The following is a 23,111-nucleotide window of genomic DNA, read 5'->3' as shown; positions in this document are numbered from 1 at the left end:
TTGGGAGCTTCGACAATACGGAAACGCTATTCGTTTCGCAATTACGCGTATGCGGTAAGATGGGCGCAATGAACAGCACCACCCTGCCCGAGCCCTCAACGCCGACCCGCCGCCGCGGCCGTCCAGCGCGACCAGAAGCCGAGGTCCGCCATGCGGTGCTGCAGGCCACCCTGGAACTGCTGCTGGTCCAGGGGTACGAGGCCACCACCATCGAGGCCGTAGCGGCGCACGCCGGGGTGGCGAAGAAGACTGTGTACCGCCATGCCAGCAACCGCGAAGCGCTGGTCGGGCTGGCGGTGCGCGAGTGGACGGACGGCTTCGCGCCGCAGCTGCAGCGGGACGCGCACGACAGTGACGAGGTACTGCCGCTGCTGCAGGTCATCCTGCAGGCAGTGTGTGCACAGGCGCTTTCGCCGCAGGCGGTGCAGGTGTTCCGCCTGCTGGCGACCGACTTTCCCGGCAAGGACGCGCTGCTGCAGGCCTACCTGGACAACGGCATCGAGCGCTGCCGGGCGCTGCTGGCCGACTGGCTGGCGCGGCAGCAGCAACGTGGGCTGCTGCGCGAGGGAGATGCCGCGTGCATGGCACGGCTGATCCTGGCGATGGCGGTGGCCGAGCCACTACGCGAACGTGTGATCGGCGTGGTGGCCGAGGATGCGCCGGTAGAGGTGCATCTGCGTGAGTGCATGGCGTTGTTGGCGCCGGTGTTGCAGGCGCCGTAGCAGAACCCATCCGCGCATGGCCGATACTGGTGGGTGCCGACCGTTGGCCGGCACTGCATCAGCTACTGCAACTCACTCCCGCAACATATCCACGAACGCGCGCAACGCTGCCGGCATCTGCCGCTGCTTCGGGTAGTACAGCGCGAAACCGGCGAACGGTTCGCTCCAGTCTTCCAGCACCGCCACCATCTGCCCGGAGTCGATGTACGGCCGCGCGGTATCTTCCAGCACATAGGCCAGGCCGATGCCATCGAGCACGGCACTGACCACGGTGCCCTGCTCGCCCAGGGTCAGCCGCCCCGGCACATCGATCTCCAGCGCCTGCCCCTCGCGCTCGAACTGCCACTTGTACAGATGGCCGCTGGCGAAGCGGAAGCGGATGCATTCATGCGCGGCCAGATCGCGCGGGTGCCGGGGCGCGGGGTGTCGCCGCAGGTAGTCCGGCGCGCCGACGATCAGACCACGCAGTGGTGGCCCCATCGGCACCGCCACCATGTCCTCGGGCACGAACTCGTGCAGGCGCACGCCGGCGTCGTAGCCTTCGGCGACGATGTCGACCAGGCCGTCGTTTTCGGTCAGCTCCACCCGAATGTCCGGATGCGCGTGCAGGAAGCGCGCCAGCCGCGGTCCCAGCTGGGTCGGTACCGCCGCGCGGGTGGCGTTGATGCGCAGCAGTCCCGCCGGTGCGGCACGGAACTGGTTCATCTCCTCCAGCGCGTCATGCACCTGGCCCAGCGCCGGCTGCAGGCGCTCCAGCAGGCGCTGGCCGGCCTCGGTCAGGGCCACGCTGCGGGTGGTGCGGTGGAACAGCCCCACGCCCAGCCGCTCTTCCAGCGCGCGGATCGCATAGCTCACCGCCGAAGTCGACAGGGCCAGCTCGGCGCCGGCGCGGCGGAAGCTTCGGTGACGGGCAACCGCCGCGAACGCGGCCAGGTGCGAGAGATTGTCAGTGGCCATGATTGTGCAGTCTGCCTTGATGAATCATGCCGATATCCGGGCTTCTTACCCCGGGTTACGCCGCGTATTGTAAAACGCCTTTCGACAAACCCGCCAAGGATTCCCCATGTCCCTCGCCCGTGGTTACGCCGCCCATACCCATACCGACCCGCTGGTGCCGTTCGAATTCGAGCGCCGCGCCGTCGGCCCGAACGACGTGCGCATCGAGATCCTCTACAGCGGCATCTGCCATTCGGACCTGCACCAGGCCCGTGACGACTGGGGTGGTTCGATCTACCCGATGGTGCCGGGCCACGAGATCATCGGCCGGGTCACCGAAGTCGGCAGCGAGGTCACCCGTTTCAAGGTGGGCGACCACGCCGGCGTCGGCTGCATGGTCGATTCCTGCCGCCATTGCGATGCCTGCGAACACGACCTGGAACAGTACTGCGCCGAAGGCGCGACCTGGACCTACAACGGCCGCGAGCGCGCGGACGGTGCGCCGACCTACGGTGGCTATTCCGACCACGTGGTGGTCGAGCAGCGCTTCGTGGTGAAGGTGTCCGACACCCTTGACCTGAAGGCGGCCGCGCCGCTGCTGTGCGCCGGCATTACCACCTGGTCGCCGCTGCGTCACTGGAAGGTCGGCCCGGGCCAGAAGGTCGGCGTAATCGGCCTCGGTGGCCTCGGCCACATGGGCGTGAAGTTCGCCAAGGCGCTCGGCGCGCACGTGGTGATGATCACCACCACGCCGGAAAAGGGTGCCGATGCCAAGCGCCTGGGCGCCGATGAAGTACTGGTCTCGCGCGATGCCGCGCAGATGAAGGCACACGCCGGCAGCTTCGACTTCCTGCTCAACACCATCCCGGTCGGCCATGACACCAATCCGTACATGGGCCTGCTCAAGCGCGAAGCCACCATGTGCCTGGTCGGCGTGTTGACCGAACTGGACCCGCCGCTGACCGGTGGAAGCGTGATCTTCGGCCGCAAGCACCTGACCGGTTCGGCAATCGGCGGCATGGCCGAAACCCAGGAAATGATGGACTTCTGTGCCGAGCACGGCATCGTCAGCGACGTCGAAGTGATCGACATGAAGGACGTCAACGAAGCCTGGGAGCGCATGGCGAAGAACGATGTGCGCTATCGCTTCGTGATCGACATGGCGACGATGAAGAACGCCGCCTGATCGATCGGCGACTGTGAACGAAGAACCCCGGCACTGCCGGGGTTTCTTGTTTGCGTTGCACGGCCCGTCCGCCGGGCCATGCCCGGCGAGCGAAGCGGTTGCCTGCCTCCTTGGGCATGACGAAGGTCAAGGCCCCCGCCACACGCGGGGCGCAGACTCACTGCATGGCCCGCCTACCCTCCCCTGCGATGCTGATGCGTGCACCGCATCGGCTGCTGTTCTTCATCGGTGCCAGCAACCTGTTGCTGGCGATGCTGTGGTGGACGCTGTGGCTGGGTGCGCTGCGTGGCCTGTGGACGCCACAGCCACCATCGCTGCCACCAGCCTGGCTGCACGCGCTGCTGATGCAGTACCTGGTGCTGCCCAGTTTCATCTTCGGCTTCCTGCTTACCGTGTTTCCGCGCTGGATGAACCAGCCCGAGCTGCCGCGCAGCCGCTATGCACCGGTGGGGCTCGGCCTGTTCGGCGGGCAGGCGCTGCTGATTGCCGCCGCCTGCGGATGGACACCCGGGCTCTGGCCCGGCCTGCTGCTGGCACTGGCCGGCTGGAGCGCCGGATTGATCGTGCTCGGCCACGTACTCAAGGCCGCCGGCCCCAACCGTAACTGGCATGCACGTGCCTGCTTCGCGGCGTTGCTGCTCGGCTGGCTGGGCCTGCTCGCGTTCATGGCCGTAGCCTGCGGCCGTGCCACGCTGATGCCTGTGCATGTGGCGTTGGGAACGTTTGGTTTGTTGCTGCCGATCTATCTCACCGTCGCCCACCGCATGATTCCGTTCTTCGCCAACAACGTGGTGACCGGCTACGTGCCGTGGCGGCCGCTGCGCTGGCTGGCCGTGATGTGGGCGCTGATGCTGTTGCGCCTGTTGTTGATGATCCTGCAGGCCGAGGCCTGGCTATGGCTGGCCGACGCACCGCTGTTGGCGCTGTCGATCCAGGCGCTGTGGCACTGGTGGCCGCGCGGGCCGATGCCCGGCCTGCTTGCCGCGCTGTTCCTGGCGCTGGCGTGGCTGCCGATCAGCTTCGCGTTGTATCTGCTGCAGGACATCGGCCAGATGCTGGGCCATCCGCAACTGCTCGGCCGCGCGCCGCTGCATGCCCTCGCCGTGGGCCTGTTCGGCAGCCTGCTGGTGGCGATGGTGACCCGGGTCACCCAGGGCCATTCCGGCCGACCGCTGGTGATGCCGGCAGTGGCCTGGTTTGCGTTCGTCGCGCTGCAGGCGGTGGCGATCATGCGCATCGCTGCCGAACTGATGCCCGACGCCTATGCGTGGCATTTCGCCGCAGCCATCGGCTGGTTGCTGGCCTTGGCACCGTGGGTGGCGCGGCTGGGCTGGATCTATCTGAGCCCGCGGCGGGATGGCAAGCCGGGCTGACATCACCGCCGGGCATGGCACCATGGTGGGCATGTCCGATATCCCGCTCGATCCCACCGCAATCACCACCTTCGCCGATGGCGACCCTGAGGAGAATCCCTGGGTTCTCGGCGCGCCGCAGCCGGAAGCGCTGCAGGTGGTGCCCTGGTCCACGCTGTGGGCCGACCAGTTCGAGCAGCAGCGCACGCAGCTGCAGGCGACACTCGGCAACACCGCGCTGGGCATTGAACATGTCGGCTCCACCGCGGTGCCGGGCCTGCCGGCCAAACCGGTACTGGACATCGACCTGCTGGTTGCCGATCCCGCCGACGAAGCGGCCTGGCTGCCAGCGCTGCAGGCACTGGGCTACGTGCTGACCATCCGCGAACCCTCGTGGTACCAGCACCGCATGCTGCGACTGGACGTGCCGCGCGTGAACCTGCACGTGTTCGCACCTGGTTGCGCCGAGCACCTCCGCCACTGCTTGTTCCGCGATTGGCTGCGCAGCCATGAAGATGACCGCAGGCGCTATGCACAGGCCAAGCAGGCAGCACTGCAGGGCAATGCCAACGTGCAGGCCTACAACCGCAGCAAGCAGGATGTGGTTCGCGGCATCTACGCGCGCCTGTTCGCAGCGCGCGGGTGGTGACGCAACGGCAGGTGCCGGCCCCGGTTGGCACCCGCCGGAACAGTGTCAGTACGCGAACTCGCGGAACACCGGATCGACGTCGCCGTGCCAGCGGCCATGGAACAGCGCCAGCTTGCGTTCGGCCGGGGTCAGGCCGGACTCGACGATCTCCTGCAGCACGTCCAGAAACTTGCTCTCGTCCTGGCCGTCGGCATTGCGCGCCGCGCGGCGCTTGAGGCCTTCCACGGAAATCTTCACCGCCTCGCGGGCCAGGTCACGCACGCTGCCATTGCGGAACGGCAGGTTCATCGCATGCTTCGGCACGCCGTCACGCAGCGCATGACGCTCGGCCAGGGTGAAGTCACGCACCAGGTCCCAGGCGGCATCCAGAGCGGTGTCGTCGTACAGCAGGCCGACCCAGAACGCCGGCAGCGCGCACAGGCGGCTCCACGGGCCACCATCGGCGCCGCGCATTTCCAGGTACTTCTTCAGGCGCACTTCCGGGAACGCGGTGGTCATATGGTCCGACCAGTCGCGCATGGTCGGCAGCGCGCCCGGCAGCACCGGCAGCTTGGCCTGCATGAAATCGCGGAAGCTCTGCCCGCTGGCGTCGTGGTAGATGCCATCGCGGTAGGAGAAATACATCGGCACGTCGAGCAGGTAATCGACATAGCGCTCGTAACCGAAGCCATCCTCGAACACGAAGTCGAGCATGCCGGTGCGGTCGGCGTCGGTGTCGGTCCAGATGTGCGAGCGGTAGCTCAGGTAGCCGTTGGGCTTGCCTTCGGTGAACGGCGAATCGGCGAACAGCGCGGTGGCGATCGGCTGCAGCGCCAGCGACACGCGGAACTTCTTCACCATGTCCGCTTCGGTGGCGTAATCCAGGTTCACCTGCACCGTGCAGGTGCGGGTCATCATGTCCAGGCCCAGCGAGCCGACCTTGGGCATGTACGAACGCATGATCTTGTAGCGGCCCTTCGGCATCCACGGCATCTCGTCGCGCTTCCACTTCGGCTGGAAGCCCATACCGAGGAAGCCCAGCTGCAGTTCACCGGCCACCTGCGCCACCTCGTTGAGGTGGGTGCCGGTTTCCACGCAGGTCTGGTGGATGGTCTCCAGCGCCGCGCCGGACAGTTCCAGCTGGCCGGCCGGTTCCAGCGTCACCGAGGCGCCATCGCGCAGCAGGGCGATGGTATTGCCGTTCTCCTGCACAGGTGCCCAGCCGAACCGCACCAGGCCATTGAGCAGCGCTTCGATCCCGCGCTCGCCTTCGAAGGTCGGTGGACGCAGGTCATCCAGGCGGAACCCGAACTTCTCGTGCTCGGTACCGATGCGCCACTGCGCGCGGGGCTTCTCGCCGGAGGCGATCTCCGCCACCAGCTGCGAGCGGTCGGTAATGGGCGTATCGGCGACGTGGCTGGGGCTCGACAAGGGGAGGACTCGCTGGACAGTGGCAGGGGATGTGGGGCTGGGAGCCTTGCATCGCAAGGGCGCACTATAGCGTGGCGGCCCGTTGCGTCATGCGACGGTGACGGGTTTCAGCATCCTACCGACGCCCTCTTGACCCTCGTACACTCGAAGCCATGAGCCGCCATTCACGACACCCTGAGCTGCACCGCGCCGACCGTGTCGGCTGGCTGCGTGCCGCCGTGCTGGGGGCAAACGACGGCATCGTATCAGTGGCCGGCCTGGTCGTCGGCGTGGCCGCCAGCGGCGCTTCGGCCAGCACGATCCTCGCCACCGGCATAGCCGGCACCGTAGCGGGTGCGATGTCGATGGCTGCCGGTGAGTATGTCTCCGTGCAGACCCAGGCCGACACCGAAAACGCCGACCTGGCCATGGAGAAGCGTGAACTGCACGAAGACCCGCACAGCGAGCTGGAAGAGCTGGCGGCGATCTACCGTCACCGCGGACTGGAACCGGCGCTTGCGCGGCAGGTTGCCGAGCAGCTTACCGCCCACGATGCACTGGGCGCTCACGCCCGCGACGAGCTGGGCATCACCGAAGAACTGCGCGCACGCCCGCTGCAGGCGGCGATGGCCTCGGCCGGCGCCTTCACCTGCGGCGCCGCGCTGCCGGTGCTGACCGCGCTGCTGGCACCGGCCAACAAGGTGGCGATGATGACCACGGCCAGCACCCTGCTCGGCCTGTGCCTGACCGGCGCAATGGCCGCCCGGGCCGGCGGTGCTTCGCCTGCACGCGGTGCGATCCGGGTAATGTTCTGGGGCGCGCTGGCAATGGCCGCCGCTGCCGGTGTCGGCAGACTGCTGGGAGCCCACGTGTCATGACCGCGATGCTGCCACCGGCCGTCGCCCTGCTGGCGGAGATGGCCAGCCTGGCCGGCTGCGACCGCGCCGAAGGCTATGCCTGCATCACTGCGCGCCGCGAACACGGCGCCAGTTCGGTGGAAATCCCACAGCCGCAGTTCGCAATCCTGCTGGAAGGCCGCAAGCAGGTACGCACCGCGCACCAGTCGCTGGACTTCATCCCCGGCGACATCCTGCTGCTGACCCAGCGCTGCCGCATCGATGTGGTCAACACACCCGACCCGGGGACCGGCCGCTACCTCAGTGCCATCGTACCGCTGTGTGCCGAAGTACTGGCCGCGGCGCGCACGCTGTGGAGCGAAGCGCTGCCCAGCGCCGGCCCGGTGATGGGGCGGTTGCCATTGACCGAGCATGGCGCGGTGCTGCGACAGTGGCGGCAATCGCTGCAGGACGGCCGTTACAGCGACGCACGGCTGGCCCTGGCCTCGCTGGTACTGACCCTGTGCCGGCAGGGCCATGGCAACCTGCTGCTGCCGCAGGCACCGAGCCTGGGTGAACAGATCCGCGATCGCATCGCCGCCGAACCGGCCCGCGACTGGCAATCACGCGATGTGGAAGAGCAGTTCGCGCTGAGCGGGGCGACCCTGCGACGTCGGCTGGCGGCCGAACGCACCAGCCTGCGGCAGTTGTTGACCGAGGCGCGGCTGGCACATGGAATGACGTTGCTGTACACGACGGATCTGCCGCTGAAGACCGTGGCCGCACGCGCGGGCTACCGGTCTGCGGCGAGCTTCAGCAAGCGCTTCGCCGAGCAGTACGGGCTGGCTCCTACAGACATTTGAGGGTGTTCGGCAGGGCTGCGCCCTGCACCCGCAGAGGCAACGGCAACGGCCGAAGCAACAGCAACAGCATGCATTCCGTGGGATAGGGGGGCGGTATCGGAGTGCGGGGACGCCGCAAGTACGTCCCTGTAGGCTTGGCAGCCGCATCCATGCGGCTGACACCCCGCACTCCGATACCGCCCCACCTTCGACAGGTTCACTCGGCTGTTGGTAGGTGTCGACCTTGGTCGACACATCTGTCAGATATCGAATGAAATTCTGGGGTCATATCCGTTTTCCTGCGGAAAACGGATATGACCCCCAAGAGCATTTCCAACAGATCGCAGAAAACTGTCGAAGGCGGGGTGGGTCCGGTTGCGGGAGTGTCCGCGGCATGGATGCCGCGGCCAAGCCCCCATGGACGGGTTTACGGCGTCTCCCGCAACCGGACCCACCCCGCCTCCCCACAGGAAACCAGCTTCTGCTGTTGCTGTTGCTGTTGCTGTTGCTCCAGCTCGTAGCGGGTGCAGGGCGCAGCCCTGCCGTACCCCTAACCCCGTGCCATTGAATGCCACCACTGCGACAGCAGCTCCGGCCTGCGCAAGCGCTCGCGCCACCAGCGCAGTGCGGCGCCATCCTCACCGGTGCGCCAGGCCAGCCAGAAGGTCTCTTCCGGCTTGTGCTCCTCCACCTCACGGATCACCAGCTGGCCACGCGCCACCGCCGCGCGCGCGCACGGCTCGGGCAGGAAACCGAAGCCCACGCCTTCGCACTGCAGCTTCAGCTTGCTGGCCATGTCCGGCACCGTCAGCATCTCCTGCCCCATCAACAGGCCGACCGTGCGCGGCAGCAGCCGTCGCGCCGAATCGGAGACCGCGATCGCGCAGTGTTCGACCAGCTGCTCGCGACCGAGCACACCCGGCACTGCAGCCAACGGATGGTCGGGGGCGACCGCGAACACGAACTCCACCGTGCCCAGCGGCTCGACCACGTAACCGCCGCCGCTGGGACCCTCGCCCGGCGCACCGACCAGCAGGTCGGCACGGCGGTCCAGCAAGGCCTCCCAGGTACCGGACAGGGCTTCGCCGATCAACCGCAGCCGGGTCGGTGCCTCGGCCTCACGAAACGCGGCGATGTCCGGGCCGAGCAGCCAGGTCGGGAACACCGAGTCCACCGCCAGGGTCAGTTCGGTCTCCCAGCCCGACGCCACCCGGCGCACCCGCAGTTCCAGCTCCCGGGCCGCGCGCAGCAGGTGCCGTCCTTCGTCCAGCAGCGCGCGGCCAGCCTCGGTCGGCTCGGCGCGCGGGCCGACCCGGTCGAACAGCTGTACACCCAGGTCCTCCTCCAGCTTGGCCACGGTGTAGGAGATGGTCGAAGGCACTTTGTGCAGAGCCTTGCCGGCGCCGGCGAACGAGCCGCGGCGGTCGATGGCGTCCAGGATCTGCAGGGCATCGAGACTGAGTTTGAGCATTCGAATTTTTCGATGATGGCTGTCAAAACTATCCGTTTTTCAAACCCCGGGCGCAAGCGGATACTTCTCTCCAACGGGGAAACACAGCGGCTACCAGCCCACCCCGCCCCATCGAAACCATCGAACAAGGAGATTCCATCATGCTGCAGATCCGCAAGAGCGCTACCCGTGGCCTGGCCGAGCATGGCTGGCTGTCCTCGCGCCATACCTTCTCCTTCGCCAACTACTACGACCCCCGCTACGTCAGCTTCGGCCCGCTGCGGGTGATCAACGAAGACAAGGTGATCGGCGGCCAGGGCTTCGGCACCCACAGCCACAGCAACATGGAGATCGTTTCCTATGTGCTGGGCGGCGCGCTGGAGCACAAGGACTCGATGGGCACCGGTTCGGTGCTGCGTTACGGCGACGTGCAGCGCATGAGTGCCGGCAGCGGTGTCAGCCACAGCGAGTTCAATCACTCCGCCGACGAGACCGTGCACTTCCTGCAGATCTGGATCTTCCCGGACGCGGAGAACATCACGCCGTCCTACGAAGAGACCCACTTCGCCCCGGAAACCAAGCGCGGCCAGCTGCGCCTGATCGCCTCGCCGGACGGTGCCGACGGTTCGCTGCGCATCCACCAGGATGCCCGCATCTTCGCCACCATCCTCGATGGCGGCCAGAAGCTGCACCACGCCCTCGGCAACGGTCGTGGCGCCTATGTGCAGGTGGCCCGAGGCCAGCTGCAGGTCAATGGCATCACACTGGAAGCCGGTGATGCACTGCAGATCAGCGACGAAGCGCAGCTGACCCTGGAAAACGGCAACGACGCCGAAGTGCTGGTGTTCGACCTGCCGCTGTAACGACAACGCCCGCGATGCCGAAAAGCATCGCGGCGTATTTGTAGAGCCGAGCCATGCTCGGCTGCGGTTTGACAGCCAGCCGAGCGCGGGCTCGGCTCTACAGCACCACCGACGTCAGAACTTGTACGTCATCGCCAACCGCACGTTGCGCGGCTCACCCCAGGTATAGGTGCTGTACCAGCTGAAGATCGTGTAGTAGCGCTTGTCCAGCAGGTTGTTGACGTTGAGCGTGGCCGACAGGCGATCGTTGAACTGGTAGCGCGCCATCGCATCCAGCAGCCAGTACGGCTGGGTACGATGCACGACCTTGGCGCCCGTGGCCGGATTGGTGATGTCACCGAACGTTGAATCCTGCCAGCGTGCACCACCGCCCAGTGTCAGCCCCTTCCAGTCGCCACGCAGGCGATAGCTGGTGTGCAGGCTGAACTGGTTTTCCGGCTCCAGTGTGGTCACCTTGGCACCGGCCTGGCGGGCGATCTTGTGCGAGAACCCACCCTGCACCTGCCAGCCCTCGGCCAGCTGGCCCGACATTTCCAGCTCGTAGCCCTTGGTACGCACGCCCATCAGGGCGCGATACGCATCCTGCCCGTCCGGCGTCTTGCCGCCGGTGGGCTGGGCGAAGTTGTCCTGGTCGAGCTGGAACAGCGCCGCACTGGCGTTGAAGCGCCCATCGAGGAACTCGGCCTTCAGGCCCATCTCGTAGCTGCGGCCTTCCAGCGGATCCAGTGCCTTGCCCTGCTCGTCGCGTTCGCTATGCGGTTTGAAGATGGTGCTGTAGCTGGCATACACCGAATAGTGCTCGCCAAGGTCGTAGACCACGCCGGCATACGGTACGAACACGCCGGTTTCGCGCGTCTGCGGCGAGCGGTAGCTGGCCAGGCGGCTGCCGACGATCACCTTCAACGGATCGGCCACGTCGAAGCGGCCGACCACGTACAGGCCGTTCTCACGCGTCACTTCGTTGTTGCTGTAGCTGCGCTGCCACTCCGGCTCGGGAATGTCGCCATTCCAGGTTCTGTAGTCCGGCACGGTATCCGGGAACCCCGCCTGCGGGCCGTAGCCGGTGTTGGTCCAGCGCTTGCGCGAGGCGCTGCCACCGACGACCAGCTCATGCTCGCGGCCGAACAGGCCGAAATGACCGCTCAGGTAGAAGTCGGCCGCATTGCTGACGGTCTTGCCAACGTACTTGCCGAGCCACAGGCTGACGCCCTCGCCGGTCAACGGATCGGGATTGCCGGCGGCGGCACCGGCCAGTGCCGCGTCATAGCCGTTGACCTGGTGGTTGAGCTGCAGCTTGGCCACCCAGTCGTTGGCGAAGGTGTGCTCGAGCGTGGCGAAGCCGGTGCGCACATACTGGCGCCAGCCACTCCAGCGCGTGCCGTTGTTGAACGAACGCGGCATGTCATTGAAGTTGCCGGCACTGTCCAGAAGAGGGATGCCACCCCAGGTCGAGCCCTTCGGGTCGCTGTCCATCGCATCGCCACCCACGGTCAGCAGCGTGCGCTCGCCCAGATCTGCTTCCAGCACCGCGTAGCCCACCTTGCTGGTGCGCTGGTAGAAGTCGAGATTGGAATGCTTGTCCTGCCAGGCGCCCACCGCACGACCGCGCACGCGTCCATCGGCGGTCAACGGGCCGCCAACATCGATCTCGGCACGATAGTCGTCCCAGCGGCCCACACCCAGCGTCGCACTGCCTGCGAAGTCCTTGCCCGGCTTCTTGCGTACCAGGTTGATGGTCGCGCCGGGATCGCCCATGCCGGTGAGCAGGCCGGTCGCGCCCTTGAGCACTTCAATGCGGTCGTAGATGGCGGTGTCGCTGAGCGTATTGCCGGCCGAGTAGGCCGAGTCGCGCGACATCGGGATGCCGTCGTACTGGAAGTTCTGCACGGCGAATCCGCGTGCGTAGTACTCAGTGCGCTCGCTGTCGTAGGTCACGATGCTGATGCCCGGGGTCACCCGCATCACGTCATCGATGCCGTCCAGGCCGAAGTCGTCCATCTGTGCGCGGGTGATCACGCTGATGGTCTGCGGGGTCTGCCGCGGGGTCAGCACCAGCCGGGTGGCGGTGGCGATGGTGCCCGGCGTGTAGGCGCCGCTGCCTTCGGTGATGGTGCCGAGCTGGTTGGCGGTGACCTGTACGGTCTGCAGGGTCTGCGAGGCGGGCGCCGGCTTGGCCTTGTCCTCGTCCTGGGAGGACTGGGCGGCCGCGGTGCCGCCGCTCAGCGCAAGCAGCAGCAGGCCCTGGGCCAGCGCACGCGACAGCGGCAGGCGACGTGGAAACGGGAGCGGAAAACGGACAGGCACAGACGACACGACGGGACCTCCACGATCGGGTGGGATCCTCTGGCGGCGGCTGGAGGCGGGATGGGAATGAGGCCGGATGGCCGCAGGCGCAGGAGTTTACTCCCCTGCGCCCCGGCTGTCGTGAGGTGTGCTGTCGCGCGTCGCGAAGGCGCCGGATCAGCCGCCTACAGCGGCACAGGCCTCGAGAATCAACGCGGTCACCTCGGCCGGCTTCGAGGCCAGCGAGGCATGGCTGGCATCCAGCTCCAGCAGGCGCTTGGGCTGCATCCGTCCGGCCATGGTCTTCTGGTTCTCCGGCGCGATCATCCGGTCGTGGCGGGACAGCTGGTACCAGCTCGGCTTGTGCTTCCACGCCGGGTCGCTCACTGCATCGCCGAAAGTGCTGGCCAGCGGTGCCTTCTGGGTCACCGCCATCACCCGGCCTTCGTCGTCGCTCAGGTCCTGGCAGAAGCTTTCATGGAACGTGTCGGCACGCAGCCACAGGTAACCATCACTGTCCGGCGCCAGGTTCGGTGCCGCTTCCGGCAGATGCTGCTGGGTGATGCCACCGGGGCTCTCGCCGGCATCCGGGGCGAACGCCGCGATGTAGACCAGGCCCTTCACGTTGGCCTCGTTGCCGGCCTGGCTGATCACCGCGCCGCCGTAGGAGTGGCCGACCAGCAGCACCGGCCCGTCGATCTGCCGGATCATTTTCTGGGTGCGGCCGGCATCATCGGCCAGCGAGGTGAGTGGCAGTTCCACCGCCTGCACGCGGTCATGGCCGTTGCGATGCAGCTCCAGGATCACTTTGGCCCAGTGTGCGGCCCCGCCCCAGAAACCATGGACGAGGAGGATGGTCGGTGTCGTGCTCATGTACGGATCTCCGGCAGCGGCCGGCGGAATGCCGACCGTGTCGCTACTGTCCGTCTTTGGCGTTAATCAGCGGTGACGCATTCGGGTCACTGCAATCGTATGCGTCGCTCGATGTCACGCATGGCACTTGCCGATCCCGTCTGAAAACGTTTTCATGGATGATCCTTGGAGTTTCGCACCGCGCATGACGCCCTCATCCCCACGTGCCCAGCAGCACGCCACCCGTGCCGCCTTCTTCATTCCCGGATTCGCCACCGCCGCCTGGGCGCCGATGGTGCCCTATGCCAAAGCCAAGGCCGGGTTGTCCGATGCCAGCCTCGGCGCGGTACTGCTGTGCCTCGGCCTGGGCTCGTTGCTGGCGATGCCGTTGGCCGGTGCGCTGACCGGCCGCCTCGGCTGCCGGCGGCTGCTGATGGTGACCTGCGCGATGGTGCTGCTGGCATTGCCACTGCTGGCGCTTGCGCCCTCGCCTTTCGCGCTGGGCGCTGCTCTGTTCGTATTCGGTGCCGGCGTGGGCGCGATGGACTGCACGGTGAACATGCAGGCGGTGGCGGTCGAACGCGACGCCGGGCGCGCGATGATGTCCGGCTTCCACGCCTTCTACAGCATCGGTGGTTTTATCGGTGCCGGCTGCATGACCGGCCTGCTGATCCTGGGTACGCCGCTGTGGCTGGCCGCGCTGGTGTCGGTGGCGGCACTGCTGCTGGTCTCGGCGCTGTCGGCGCCTCACTGGCGCCCACAGCGGATCCTGCACGAAGGGCCGCTGCTGGCACTGCCACATGGCGTGGTGCTGTTCATCGGCGTGCTGGCCTTCGTGGTGTTCCTCGGCGAAGGTTCGATGCTGGACTGGAGCGCGGTGTTCCTGGCCGAAGTACGGCAGGTGCCACGCGACCAGGCTGGCGCCGGCTTCGCGCTGTTCACCCTGGCGATGACCGCGATGCGCCTGTTCGGCGACGGTATCGTCGAGCGCCTGGGCCGCACCCGCACCATGGTCTTCGGTGGCATCACCGCTGCGGCCGGTTTCACCCTGGCCACGCTGGTGCCGTCATTCCCGGTGGCGCTGGCCGGCTACGTGCTGGTCGGGCTGGGCTGCGCCAACATCGTGCCGGCACTGTTCTCGATGGCCGGCCAACAGCGGGTGATGCCGGAGAGCATCGCCATCACTGCGGTCACCACGCTGGGGTACGCCGGCATCCTCGCCGGCCCGGCAGCGATCGGTGCACTGGCACACGCCACCAGCCTCGGCTTCGCCTTCCTGTGCGTGGCCGCGCTGCTGCTGGGCGTAGCCGCGTCGGCGCGCTCACTGGCACGGCGCCTGCCCTGACAGAAAAAGGGGACGGAGGGGATTAAGTCGTTTCTGCCCTGGGTGTGCTGCAAACGACTTAATCCCCTCCGTCCCCTTTTTTCAGCTGCGCGTCAGCCACTCGGCCTGGGCCGGCAGCTGGGGAGCCGGGCAGGCACTCTGCGGATGGTGCTCGTCGCGCGCCATCCAGTCGTCGACCACACCGGCCAGCAGGTCCAGCCGCAACGGCAGGGTGATGTGGTCCTCGCCGCGCATCTCGATGTAGTGCGCGCGCGGATTGGCCTGCGCCAGTTCGCGGCCCTGGCTGACCGGGATGTGCTGGTCGCCCTGCCCGTGCAGCAGCAGTACGCAGGCGCGGGTATCGGCCAGCGCGCGCGCCACATCCACACGGTCGAGATCGACGTCGATGCGGCGGCTTGCCGCGGCGACCACCTGGTCGATGTCCTGGCCACCGTAACGCCAGCGCGCGTAGGAGGCTACCGCCTGCGCCTTCAACCCTTCCGGCTGCAGTCCCATCAGGTGCGGGATCATCGTGCGGATGGCCACGCCGGCATTGGCGAACGACTCCATCGCTACCACGCCTTCCACCTGGTCGCCGAGCTTGTCGGCGGTGAATACCGCTGTGGCGGCGCCATAGGACACGCCGAACAGGTACAGCGGGCCGGTCACTTCACCACGTGCACGCAGCTCGCTGATCACATCGACCACGTCATCCGATTCATAGGTGCCATAGCCGGACGGACCGGCACCGGACTGGCCGTGGTTGCGCAGGTCGAGGGTGACCACGCGGTAGCCGGACTCGGCCAGCTGCAGCGACCACGGCAGCATCGAATCACCATTCATCATCCAGCCGTGCAGCAGCACCACGGTGCCGCGCGGTGCCTGCGCGTGGAAGGGCTGTGGCACGGCCAGGCTCAAGCCGGTATCCAGCGGCAGGCCATTCTCGTGGCGCTGCGGCAGGTAGTGATAGCGCGCACCATAGTTGCCCGGATCGAACACGCGCCAGAAGATCGGCACGCCATCGCGCCCCGCAGCGAAACCATGGCGATTGGGCAACTCGGCAATGGCCGCGGCAATGCGCGGACGATCGAGCAGGGTCGACACGCCACCCGGCGCGATCAGCCGATCGGCAAGCGAGGTGGACGAGGCATTGATCGAGGATGAGCATGCAGCCAGCCACAGGCCGGCGCACGCCAGCAGCAACAGCAGCAGGCGCTTCATATCACGTCGTAGGGGTGAATCAGACAAGTTGTGACGTTAACGCCCCGATAGACCGGCCATCTATCGCGCGCGGATGACGGCTTGATGACAACGCAGGAACGATTCAGCTTGGTGTACAAGCTGTATCCGTTCAGTCATTGATCCGGATCAATGAACGCGCGTGCGCGATTGCCCACAGTGCCGCCATGCGCACCTCGTTCAAGCTCGCCATTGCCCTGGCCGCCACCGTGGCCGCCGCCTACGGCATCGCCCGCACCACGCCCTACTGGTTCGCACCGCGACAGGCGGCGCAGGTCGACATCCACGATCCGGCGCTGATCGCGCAGGGGCAATACCTGTCGCGTGCTGCCGACTGCGCGGCCTGCCACACAGCGCCGGGCGGCAAGCCGTTCGCCGGTGGCCTGGGCATGCAGACGCCGATGGGCACGATCTACTCGACCAACATCACGCCCGATGCGGACACCGGCATCGGTGCCTACGATTACGCCGACTTCGAACGCGCGGTGCGCCGGGGCATCCGCCACGATGGCCAGCCGCTGTATCCGGCGATGCCATACGCCTCGTACGTGATCGCCAGCGACGCCGAGATCAAGGCGCTGTACGCCTATTTCATGGGCTCGGTGCAGCCGGTGAAGCAGGACAACGCCGACAGCACGATTCCGTGGCCGGCCAACATGCGCTGGCCACTGGCCTGGTGGCAGCTGCTGTTTGCACGCCCGCGTACGTTCAACCCGGATCCGTCGCTGGATGTCAGCCAGCAGCGCGGCGCCGAACTGGTGGAAGGCCTGGCCCACTGCGGCGCCTGCCACACGCCACGCGGCCTGGCGTTCCAGGAAAAGGCGATGGCCGATGATGGCAGCCGCCAGTACTTGTCCGGCTCGGTGCTGGAAGGCTGGTATGCGAAGAACCTGCGCAACGAATCGACCGGCCTGGCCAGTTGGAGCGAGGGCGAGATCGTCGACTTCCTGCGCACCGGCCGCACTGATCGCTCGGCGGCCTTCGGTGGCATGGCCGATGTGGTCGAGCACAGCACCCAGTACCTGTCCGACGCCGACCTGTTGGCGATGGCCCGCTACCTGAAACAGCTGCCGGCGCGCGAGGGCCGCAGCGCACAGTGGTCGCCGGGTACCAACACCACCACCGCCGCGCTGCGCAGTGGTGACTATCGCGTGGCCGGCTCGCTGGCCTATGCCGAGCATTGCCAGGCCTGCCATCGCGCCGACGGCCGCGGCATGCCACGGGTCTACCCGGCGCTGGCCGGCAACTCGATCGTGTTCGCCGATGATCCCAGTTCGCTGGTGCAGGTGACCCTGATCGGGGGCCGCACCCCGCATACCCCGCACGACCGCATGGCGTTCACCATGCCCGGTTTCGAGCAGCTGCCGAATGCACAACTGGCACAGATCCTGACCTTCATCCGCAACAGCTGGGGCAACCAGGCCAGCGCGGTCAGCGAGGTCGACGTGGCGAGGATGCGCCGGGTGGTGCGTGACAAGCCGGTGCATTACGTTCCGCAGGAGGCTGCACGATGAAGCGTTCGCGCAAACGTTCCCGCCTGCTGCTCGGCAGTGCGATCGTTGTCGTGCTGCTGGCCGGTGCCGGCACCCTCGCCTATCGCCATCTGTACCCGGACCTGGATGCCGCCGTGGCCAGCACGATCGACATTCTCGATGCGCAGGGCACGGTGGTCGGCCAGTACCACGCCCCCAGTGCCGAAGAAATTGCCGGGCTGGGCAATGCCGGGTCGGTGATGCTCGGCCGCCGCCTCCTCAACGAGACCGCGCGGCTGCTGCCGGACAACGTCGGCAACGATCTGAACTGCAATTCGTGCCACATGGCCGAGGGCAAGCGGCCGTTCGGCAACCACTACTTCAACACGGGTGGTGGTGCCTACCCACGCTACATGCCACGGCCGGGCAAGGTGATCGGGCTGACCGAGCGCATCAACGGCTGCCTGCAGCGCTCGATGAACGGCAAGCCGCTGGCCAAGGACGCGCCGGAAATGCGCGCCATGCTGGAATACATGACCTGGTTGAACCGCCCCGTTCCCGAAGGCGCGCGCGTGGCGGCACCCAGCGAAGGGCCGATCGACAGCTCACTGACACCTGATCCGATCCGCGGCCAGGCGCTGTACGCCGCGCAATGCGCCTCCTGTCATGGTGACAACGGCGAAGGCCGACGTGATGCCAGCGGTGATATCGCCTTCCCGCCGCTGTGGGGTGACCACAGCTTCAACATCGGCGCCGGCATGGCGCGCCTGTACAAGGCCGCCGGTTTCGTCAAGCACAACATGCCACCGGCGGTGACCCGCGAGCCCCCGCTGGGGCAGCAGGTGATGCCCGACCAGGATGCGGTGGACATCGCCAGCTACTTCATCAACCAGCCGCGTCCGGATTTCGCCAACAAGGCCAAGGACTGGCCGCGTGACCCGAAACCCAAGGACGCGCGCTACTGAGGCAGGCGGCCGCAGGCACCGGCCGTCACACAACACGGTTCCTGCATCTGCGCGTCATGCCGATGTCATTGGCGCTGCCGACACTCCGGGGCTTCACTCCCCTCAAGGTCCGGTCTCGATGCGAACGATTGCGCGCTTTCCCCGTGTCTCCCTGCTTGCCCTGCTGATCGCCCCCGCACTGGATGCCCTGGCCGAAGCACCGCAGGGCGACGCGGCCGAATCGCGCAGCAGCGATGCCCGTACCCTGGACCAGGTGCAGGTGATTGGCCAGGCCACCAGCTACGCCAAGACCTCGGTACGTGCGGAAACGTTGAACCGGCAGACCGTGATGAGCAGCGTCAACGACGCACTCAATGAAGTACCCGGGGTGGTGGTCAGTGAAGCCGACGCCACCGGTTCGTCGGTGTGGGGCACGCAGATCAGCATGCGCGGTTTCGTCACCAATCGCGATACGCAGCAGATCGGCACCACCATCGATGGCCTGCCCAATGGCGGCTCGGGCTACGGCGGCGGCTCGCTGGCCAACCGCTACATCGACACCCTCGATCTGGAAACGGTGGAAGTCAGCCAGGGCACCGCCGACATCTCCTCGCGCTCGAACGAGGCGCTGGGCGGCACCCTCAACTTCCTCACCAGCGATCCGCTGCAGGACAGCCGCCTGCGTTTCGTGGTGGGCGCCGGTGACAACGAGGCCCGCAAGTACTACGTGCGCTACGACACCGGCCTGCTTGGTGGCCACACCCGCGCCTGGGTCAGCGCTTCCTCCGCGCGCGTGCACGACTGGATCGACGGCAGCGGCAAGACCAGCAACGACCACATCGCCGGCAAGTTCATCACCGAGCTGGATCGCTGGACGCTGACCGGCTACCTGTCCTACAACGATGCCGACGAGCCGGAGTACACCAGCGTCTCGCCGAAGGGCTTCGCCACCAACCCGGACCGCGACAACCTGGTCGGCACCCTCACCGGCATTCCGTACCTGGACCAGAACTACCGCTCCGGCTCGCGTGCGCTGCGCGAGAACACCTTCGGCTACCTGCGCGCGGCCTTCGACGGCGGCAACGGCTTCAAGGCCTCGGTGGCGGCTTACGGGCACCGCATGGAGGGTCGTGGCGACTGGCTGCCACCCTACCTGGCCCAGGTCAGCGATGATGGTGCCGGTCGCCCGGAGTCGGAGTACATCGGTGGAAAGACCGTGTACGGCGGCAGCAACCGCGGCCAGATCTTCTTCGTCAATCCCGATGGCAGCGCCGCACAGCGCCTGGCCAGCTGCACCCCACGGCTGGGCTTCACTGCCGAGTACGACCCGAACTGCTACGCCGGCAACGTGCTGGGCGCGCAGTCCTACCGCCACACCCACTACGACAACAACCGCAAGGGCGTGACCGCCGACGTCGAGTGGCGGCAGACCTTCGGTGCCGTCGACAACACGATCCGTGGCGGCCTGTGGGTGGAGAAGCTGGACCGCTCGGCGCGCCGCGACTGGCACCGCCTGCTCAACGTCGGCCAGGACATCGCCTTCGACCACCAGCCGTACTGGGTGCAGTTCGAGGACAAGTACAAGGTTGATGAGCAGATGTACTACGTCGAGGATGTCGCGCGCTTCGGCCCGTTCAGCGCGCGCCTGGGCGTGAAGCAGTTCTTCGTCGACCAGTCGCGCCGCCGCGTGATCGGTGCCAATGAGCACGTGAAATCCGATTCCAAGTCCGATCCGCTGCTGTCCACCGGCTTCACCTGGGCACCGGGCGTGGAAGGCATGGAATTGTTTGCCGGCTTCTCGCAGAACTTCGCCGCCATTCCTTCCGGCGTGCTCGGCGAGACCGATCCGCAGCGCTTCCGCAATGTGGAACCGGAAACCGCCGACAACATCGAAGTCGGCATGCGCATCAGCCGCTGGCCGCTGACCGCGTCGGTCACCCTGTACAACATCAAGTTCGACAATCGCATCGTCTACCTGCCGGCCGGCTTTGTCAGCGGCATCGACTACCTGGGCGAGACCGACGGCGTCTACGAGAACTTCGGCGGCGTTGAGAGCAACGGCCTGGAAGCCGCCTTCGGCTACGGCTGGGACAATGGCTGGCGACTCAACGCTGCCTACACATACAACCGCTCCAAGTACCTGGGCAGCGGCGATGCCGCGCGCGATACCCAGCTGGGCATCGTCGACGGCGCCAAGGTGATCGGACAGCCCGAACAGACCCTGGTGCTGTCGGCCGACTGGCAGGGCGAAAACTGGAACTTCGGCCTGTCCGGCCGCTACCTGGGCACGCGCTACCTCGATGCCGCCAACGCCAACAAGCTGCCCTCGGCCACCGTGTTCAACGCCAATATCGGCTTCGACCTGCAGGGCCTGTCGCCGCGCCTGAAGGGTATGGGCGCCAACCTGGTGGTGAGCAATCTCACCGACAAGCGGTATCTTGCAGGGGTGGATGGCCGCGACAACGCCTTCATCGGCGCACCGCGTACCGTCGGCATCTCCTTCCGTGTGGACCTGTGAGTGAACCCGTGACCGATATCGGCCGACGCCGGTTGTTGCAGGCCGGCGCTGCCGCCGGCCTTTCCCCGCTGCTGCCCAGCATCGCCCGGGCCGCTGCGATCGCACCTGCCGCGCAGACACGCAGCCTGGAAGACCTGCAGCACATCGTGGTGTTCATGCAGGAGAACCGTTCGTTCGACCACTACTTCGGCACGCTGCCGGGGGTACGTGGCTTCGGCGACCGCTTCGTGGCCCCGGCCGCTGCGCTACAGGCCGGTGGCCGCGCGCGCAGCCTGTGGCTGCAGCCCGATGCCAGCGGCCAGCGCGCGATCGCACCGTTCCCGCTGGATACCGCTGCGCACTTCGGCTACATGCGGGTGGAGGGCACGCCGCATACCTGGCCCGATGCACAGCGCGCCTGGGACCATGGACGCATGGGGCAATGGCCGAAAGCCAAGCAGAACCACTCGATGGGCTACTTCCAGCGCAGCGACCTGCCCTTCCAGTTTGCCCTGGCCGATGCCTTCACGATCTGCGACGCCTACCACTGCGCGATGCAGGCCGGGACCAACCCGAACCGGGTGTTCCTGTGGACCGGCCACAACGATGCGGCCGCGCGCGCCGGTGGCCCGGTGATCGCCAACTCGCACGACAACTTCCCGGAACATGGCGGGCATCCGGCGTCGTACCGATGGAGCAGCTATGTCGAACGCCTGCAGAAGGCCGGGGTGTCCTGGCAGATCTACCAGGACATGGCTGACAACTTCACCGACAACCCACTGGCCGGCTTCGAGTCTTTCCGCCAGGCCTACCGTGCTGCGCCGGGGCATGACCCGCAGCTGCGCGCGCGTGGGGTCAGCACGCGTGGGCTGGCACACCTGCGCCACGACGTGGTCGATGGGCGCCTGCCGCAGGTCAGCTTCATCATCGCCGACGCGGTCGGCAGCGAGCATCCCGGCCCTTCCAGCCCGGCCCAGGGCGCGGCCTATACCGCTCGCGTGCTGGATGCACTGACCGCCGATCCGGAGGTCTGGAGCCGCACCGCCCTGCTGCTGATGTTCGACGAGAACGACGGCTTCTTCGACCACATGCCGCCACCGGCACCGCCTTCACCGGAAAACGGTGGCTGGGCGGGTGTGTCTTCGGTCAGTACCCAAGGCGAGTATCACCGTCATCCGGCACCGGGGGATGAGAAGTACGACGCCGCAGAACTGCGCGGTCGCCCGTATGGGCTGGGGCCGCGCGTGCCGCTGTACGTGATCTCGCCCTGGAGCCGCGGTGGCTGGGTCGATTCGCAGGTGTACGACCACACCTCGGTCATACGCCTGATCGAACGCCGCTTCGGCGTGGCCGCCGCGGACATCTCGCCGTGGCGCCGCGCGGTCTGCGGTGACCTCAGCAATGCCTTCGACTTCGCCCAGCGTGATACCCGCCCGTTCGTACGCGGCCTGCCCGACGTGAGCGCCGTTGCCGCACGTGCTGCCGCCCTGCCGGGACGCACCGTGCCGGCATTGCCGGAGGGACTGAAGCCGGCGAAACAGGAAAGCGGCGTACGCCCGGCGCGTGCCCTGCCCTATCGGCCGCAGGCATCGATCGCCGCCCTCGACGCATCGGGCGTGGATCTGACGTTGTCCTGCGAAGGTGCAGCGGCGGTGCTGCATGTGTACGACCGACTGCGGCTGGGTGCGGTGCCACGCCGCTATACGCTGGTACCGGGCACGCCGCTGCGCGAACGCTGGGCGCTGGATGCACAGGGGCGTTACGACCTGTGGCTGCTTGGCCCGAACGGCTTCCACCGTCACTTCCAGGGTGCTGCCAAAGGGCCCGTCGTGCAGGCGTCGGTCGAGTGCGCCGACGGCCAGCTGCGGCTGCACCTGCGCAATCTCAGCGATGCCGCACAGCAGCTGCGCGTGCATGCCGGCGCCTATGCCGGGCACATGCCGGAACAGACGCTGGCGCTGCCGGCGCATGCAGAGACCGCACTGGCGTGGGATGCAGCGCCTACCGCGGGCTGGTATGACCTGCAGGTCGGCGCGGGTGAGAGCATGCTGCGTCTGGCCGGGCGTGCCGAGGACGGACGCCCAGGCACCAGCGACCCGGCGATGGGCAGCGAGCCATTGCGGTTCGAGCACGATTGAAGGATCTCTGTAGATACCGTGTCGCCCTCGCCTAGGCAAGGACGACGTCAGGCTCAAAGGGTCGGCCACTTCTCAGTACGCCCCAAATCAGATGGATGAGCTTGCGCATCACTGCACACATGACGACCTTGAAGGGC

18 protein-coding genes and 1 pseudogene are annotated in these 23,111 nt (G+C 67.0%); 12 read left to right on the top strand and 7 right to left on the bottom strand.

What is annotated here, in order from left to right:
• The first annotated feature begins 59 nt into the window (after nt 1-59).
• Entirely contained in the window at nt 60-722 is a 663-nt protein-coding gene (locus AC0Z6F_RS12010) for a TetR/AcrR family transcriptional regulator (protein WP_032972190.1), read from the top strand.
• 72 nt (nt 723-794) lie between these two features.
• Here AC0Z6F_RS12010 and AC0Z6F_RS12005 read toward each other — a convergent pair whose 3' ends face one another.
• The gene (locus tag AC0Z6F_RS12005; RefSeq protein ID WP_006384681.1) at nt 795-1,679 is read right to left on the bottom strand and encodes a LysR family transcriptional regulator; all 885 of its coding nucleotides are present in this window, start codon (nt 1,677-1,679) and stop codon (nt 795-797) included.
• A gap of 106 nt (nt 1,680-1,785) precedes the next feature.
• Here AC0Z6F_RS12005 and AC0Z6F_RS12000 point away from each other — a divergent pair, with 106 nt between their 5' ends.
• From AC0Z6F_RS12000 to AC0Z6F_RS11990, 3 genes are all read left to right on the top strand, one after another.
• Complete coding sequence (locus AC0Z6F_RS12000; RefSeq protein ID WP_006384682.1) at nt 1,786-2,844, top strand: NAD(P)-dependent alcohol dehydrogenase; 1,059 nt, start codon at nt 1,786-1,788, stop codon at nt 2,842-2,844.
• A 116-nt stretch (nt 2,845-2,960) separates the two neighbouring features.
• On the top strand, nt 2,961-4,217 hold the full coding sequence (locus tag AC0Z6F_RS11995) for an NnrS family protein (RefSeq protein WP_006384683.1): 1,257 nt from the start codon (nt 2,961-2,963) through the stop codon (nt 4,215-4,217).
• Nucleotides 4,218-4,248: 31 nt separating this feature from the next.
• Entirely contained in the window at nt 4,249-4,845 is a 597-nt protein-coding gene (locus AC0Z6F_RS11990) for a GrpB family protein (protein ID WP_032972196.1), read from the top strand.
• A gap of 45 nt (nt 4,846-4,890) precedes the next feature.
• Here the strand turns inward: AC0Z6F_RS11990 and AC0Z6F_RS11985 are convergent, their stop codons facing one another.
• Nucleotides 4,891-6,255 carry a glutamate--cysteine ligase gene (locus AC0Z6F_RS11985; protein WP_032972191.1) on the bottom strand — a complete coding sequence of 455 codons (1,365 nt, stop codon included), beginning with the start codon at nt 6,253-6,255 and terminating at the stop codon, nt 4,891-4,893.
• Nucleotides 6,256-6,407: 152 nt separating this feature from the next.
• On the opposite strand from AC0Z6F_RS11985, the gene AC0Z6F_RS11980 reads away from it, so the two are divergent.
• Both AC0Z6F_RS11980 and AC0Z6F_RS11975 read left to right on the top strand, forming a co-directional pair.
• Complete coding sequence (locus AC0Z6F_RS11980; RefSeq protein ID WP_006384686.1) at nt 6,408-7,112, top strand: VIT1/CCC1 transporter family protein; 705 nt, start codon at nt 6,408-6,410, stop codon at nt 7,110-7,112.
• Nucleotides 7,109-7,933, top strand: a complete 825-nt coding sequence (locus AC0Z6F_RS11975) for a helix-turn-helix transcriptional regulator (RefSeq protein WP_006384687.1) — start codon at nt 7,109-7,111, stop codon at nt 7,931-7,933. The genes AC0Z6F_RS11980 and AC0Z6F_RS11975 overlap by 4 nt, the downstream gene beginning before the upstream one ends.
• A 529-nt stretch (nt 7,934-8,462) precedes the next feature.
• On the opposite strand, the gene AC0Z6F_RS11970 is transcribed toward AC0Z6F_RS11975, so the two are convergent.
• Complete coding sequence (locus AC0Z6F_RS11970) at nt 8,463-9,383, bottom strand: LysR family transcriptional regulator (protein WP_485618590.1); 921 nt, start codon at nt 9,381-9,383, stop codon at nt 8,463-8,465.
• Nucleotides 9,384-9,523: 140 nt separating this feature from the next.
• Here AC0Z6F_RS11970 and AC0Z6F_RS11965 point away from each other — a divergent pair, with 140 nt between their 5' ends.
• On the top strand, nt 9,524-10,225 hold the full coding sequence (locus AC0Z6F_RS11965; protein ID WP_065723158.1) for a pirin family protein: 702 nt from the start codon (nt 9,524-9,526) through the stop codon (nt 10,223-10,225).
• 114 nt (nt 10,226-10,339) lie between these two features.
• On the opposite strand, the gene AC0Z6F_RS11960 is transcribed toward AC0Z6F_RS11965, so the two are convergent.
• Both AC0Z6F_RS11960 and AC0Z6F_RS11955 read right to left on the bottom strand, forming a co-directional pair.
• The gene (locus tag AC0Z6F_RS11960) at nt 10,340-12,538 is read right to left on the bottom strand and encodes a TonB-dependent siderophore receptor (RefSeq protein ID WP_448122793.1); all 2,199 of its coding nucleotides are present in this window, start codon (nt 12,536-12,538) and stop codon (nt 10,340-10,342) included.
• A 147-nt stretch (nt 12,539-12,685) separates the two neighbouring features.
• Nucleotides 12,686-13,381: an alpha/beta hydrolase gene (locus tag AC0Z6F_RS11955; protein WP_012510687.1), complete on the bottom strand. Its 696-nt coding sequence runs from the start codon at nt 13,379-13,381 to the stop codon at nt 12,686-12,688.
• A 184-nt stretch (nt 13,382-13,565) separates the two neighbouring features.
• Here AC0Z6F_RS11955 and AC0Z6F_RS11950 point away from each other — a divergent pair, with 184 nt between their 5' ends.
• Nucleotides 13,566-14,705, top strand: a complete 1,140-nt coding sequence (locus tag AC0Z6F_RS11950) for an MFS transporter (protein ID WP_485618600.1) — start codon at nt 13,566-13,568, stop codon at nt 14,703-14,705.
• Between the two features lie 81 nt (nt 14,706-14,786).
• Here AC0Z6F_RS11950 and AC0Z6F_RS11945 read toward each other — a convergent pair whose 3' ends face one another.
• The gene (locus AC0Z6F_RS11945; RefSeq protein ID WP_065723155.1) at nt 14,787-15,905 is read right to left on the bottom strand and encodes an alpha/beta fold hydrolase; all 1,119 of its coding nucleotides are present in this window, start codon (nt 15,903-15,905) and stop codon (nt 14,787-14,789) included.
• Between the two features lie 185 nt (nt 15,906-16,090).
• On the opposite strand from AC0Z6F_RS11945, the gene AC0Z6F_RS11940 reads away from it, so the two are divergent.
• The 4 genes from AC0Z6F_RS11940 (at nt 16,091) to AC0Z6F_RS11925 (ending at nt 22,974) form a co-directional block, all read left to right on the top strand.
• On the top strand, nt 16,091-17,437 hold the full coding sequence (locus AC0Z6F_RS11940; RefSeq protein ID WP_485618594.1) for a c-type cytochrome: 1,347 nt from the start codon (nt 16,091-16,093) through the stop codon (nt 17,435-17,437).
• A complete protein-coding gene (locus AC0Z6F_RS11935) occupies nt 17,434-18,360 on the top strand; it encodes a c-type cytochrome (protein ID WP_012510683.1) in 927 nt (308 codons plus the stop codon). Before AC0Z6F_RS11940 ends, AC0Z6F_RS11935 begins: the two co-directional genes overlap by 4 nt.
• A 118-nt stretch (nt 18,361-18,478) precedes the next feature.
• Nucleotides 18,479-20,857, top strand: coding sequence for a TonB-dependent receptor domain-containing protein (locus AC0Z6F_RS11930; protein ID WP_485618596.1), 2,379 nt, complete (start codon nt 18,479-18,481; stop codon nt 20,855-20,857).
• Nucleotides 20,858-20,865: 8 nt separating this feature from the next.
• Nucleotides 20,866-22,974, top strand: a complete 2,109-nt coding sequence (locus AC0Z6F_RS11925; RefSeq protein WP_485618598.1) for a phosphocholine-specific phospholipase C — start codon at nt 20,866-20,868, stop codon at nt 22,972-22,974.
• 31 nt (nt 22,975-23,005) lie between these two features.
• On the opposite strand, the pseudogene AC0Z6F_RS11920 reads toward AC0Z6F_RS11925, so the two are convergent.
• Nucleotides 23,006-23,111 (bottom strand): annotated as a pseudogene (locus tag AC0Z6F_RS11920) (IS110-like element ISStma4 family transposase); the annotation flags it as partial.

It is taken from the genome of Stenotrophomonas sp. 1L-E-5-B-C3 (genome assembly GCF_057292075.1).
This window is presented reverse-complemented; position numbering and strand designations above follow the sequence as displayed.

Coding starts and splice junctions, on each gene's coding strand:
- AC0Z6F_RS12000 (WP_006384682.1), top strand. CDS start 1,786: ATGTCCCTCGCCCGTGGTTACGCCGCCCATACCCATACCGACCCGCTG.
- AC0Z6F_RS11975 (WP_006384687.1), top strand. CDS start 7,109: ATGACCGCGATGCTGCCACCGGCCGTCGCCCTGCTGGCGGAGATGGCC.
- AC0Z6F_RS12010 (WP_032972190.1), top strand. CDS start 60: ATGGGCGCAATGAACAGCACCACCCTGCCCGAGCCCTCAACGCCGACC.
- AC0Z6F_RS11945 (WP_065723155.1), bottom strand. CDS start 15,905: ATGAAGCGCCTGCTGCTGTTGCTGCTGGCGTGCGCCGGCCTGTGGCTG.
- AC0Z6F_RS11940 (WP_485618594.1), top strand. CDS start 16,091: ATGCGCACCTCGTTCAAGCTCGCCATTGCCCTGGCCGCCACCGTGGCC.
- AC0Z6F_RS11930 (WP_485618596.1), top strand. CDS start 18,479: ATGCGAACGATTGCGCGCTTTCCCCGTGTCTCCCTGCTTGCCCTGCTG.
- AC0Z6F_RS11935 (WP_012510683.1), top strand. CDS start 17,434: ATGAAGCGTTCGCGCAAACGTTCCCGCCTGCTGCTCGGCAGTGCGATC.
- AC0Z6F_RS11955 (WP_012510687.1), bottom strand. CDS start 13,381: ATGAGCACGACACCGACCATCCTCCTCGTCCATGGTTTCTGGGGCGGG.
- AC0Z6F_RS11950 (WP_485618600.1), top strand. CDS start 13,566: ATGACGCCCTCATCCCCACGTGCCCAGCAGCACGCCACCCGTGCCGCC.
- AC0Z6F_RS11970 (WP_485618590.1), bottom strand. CDS start 9,383: ATGCTCAAACTCAGTCTCGATGCCCTGCAGATCCTGGACGCCATCGAC.
- AC0Z6F_RS12005 (WP_006384681.1), bottom strand. CDS start 1,679: ATGGCCACTGACAATCTCTCGCACCTGGCCGCGTTCGCGGCGGTTGCC.
- AC0Z6F_RS11965 (WP_065723158.1), top strand. CDS start 9,524: ATGCTGCAGATCCGCAAGAGCGCTACCCGTGGCCTGGCCGAGCATGGC.
- AC0Z6F_RS11995 (WP_006384683.1), top strand. CDS start 2,961: ATGACGAAGGTCAAGGCCCCCGCCACACGCGGGGCGCAGACTCACTGC.
- AC0Z6F_RS11990 (WP_032972196.1), top strand. CDS start 4,249: ATGTCCGATATCCCGCTCGATCCCACCGCAATCACCACCTTCGCCGAT.
- AC0Z6F_RS11980 (WP_006384686.1), top strand. CDS start 6,408: ATGAGCCGCCATTCACGACACCCTGAGCTGCACCGCGCCGACCGTGTC.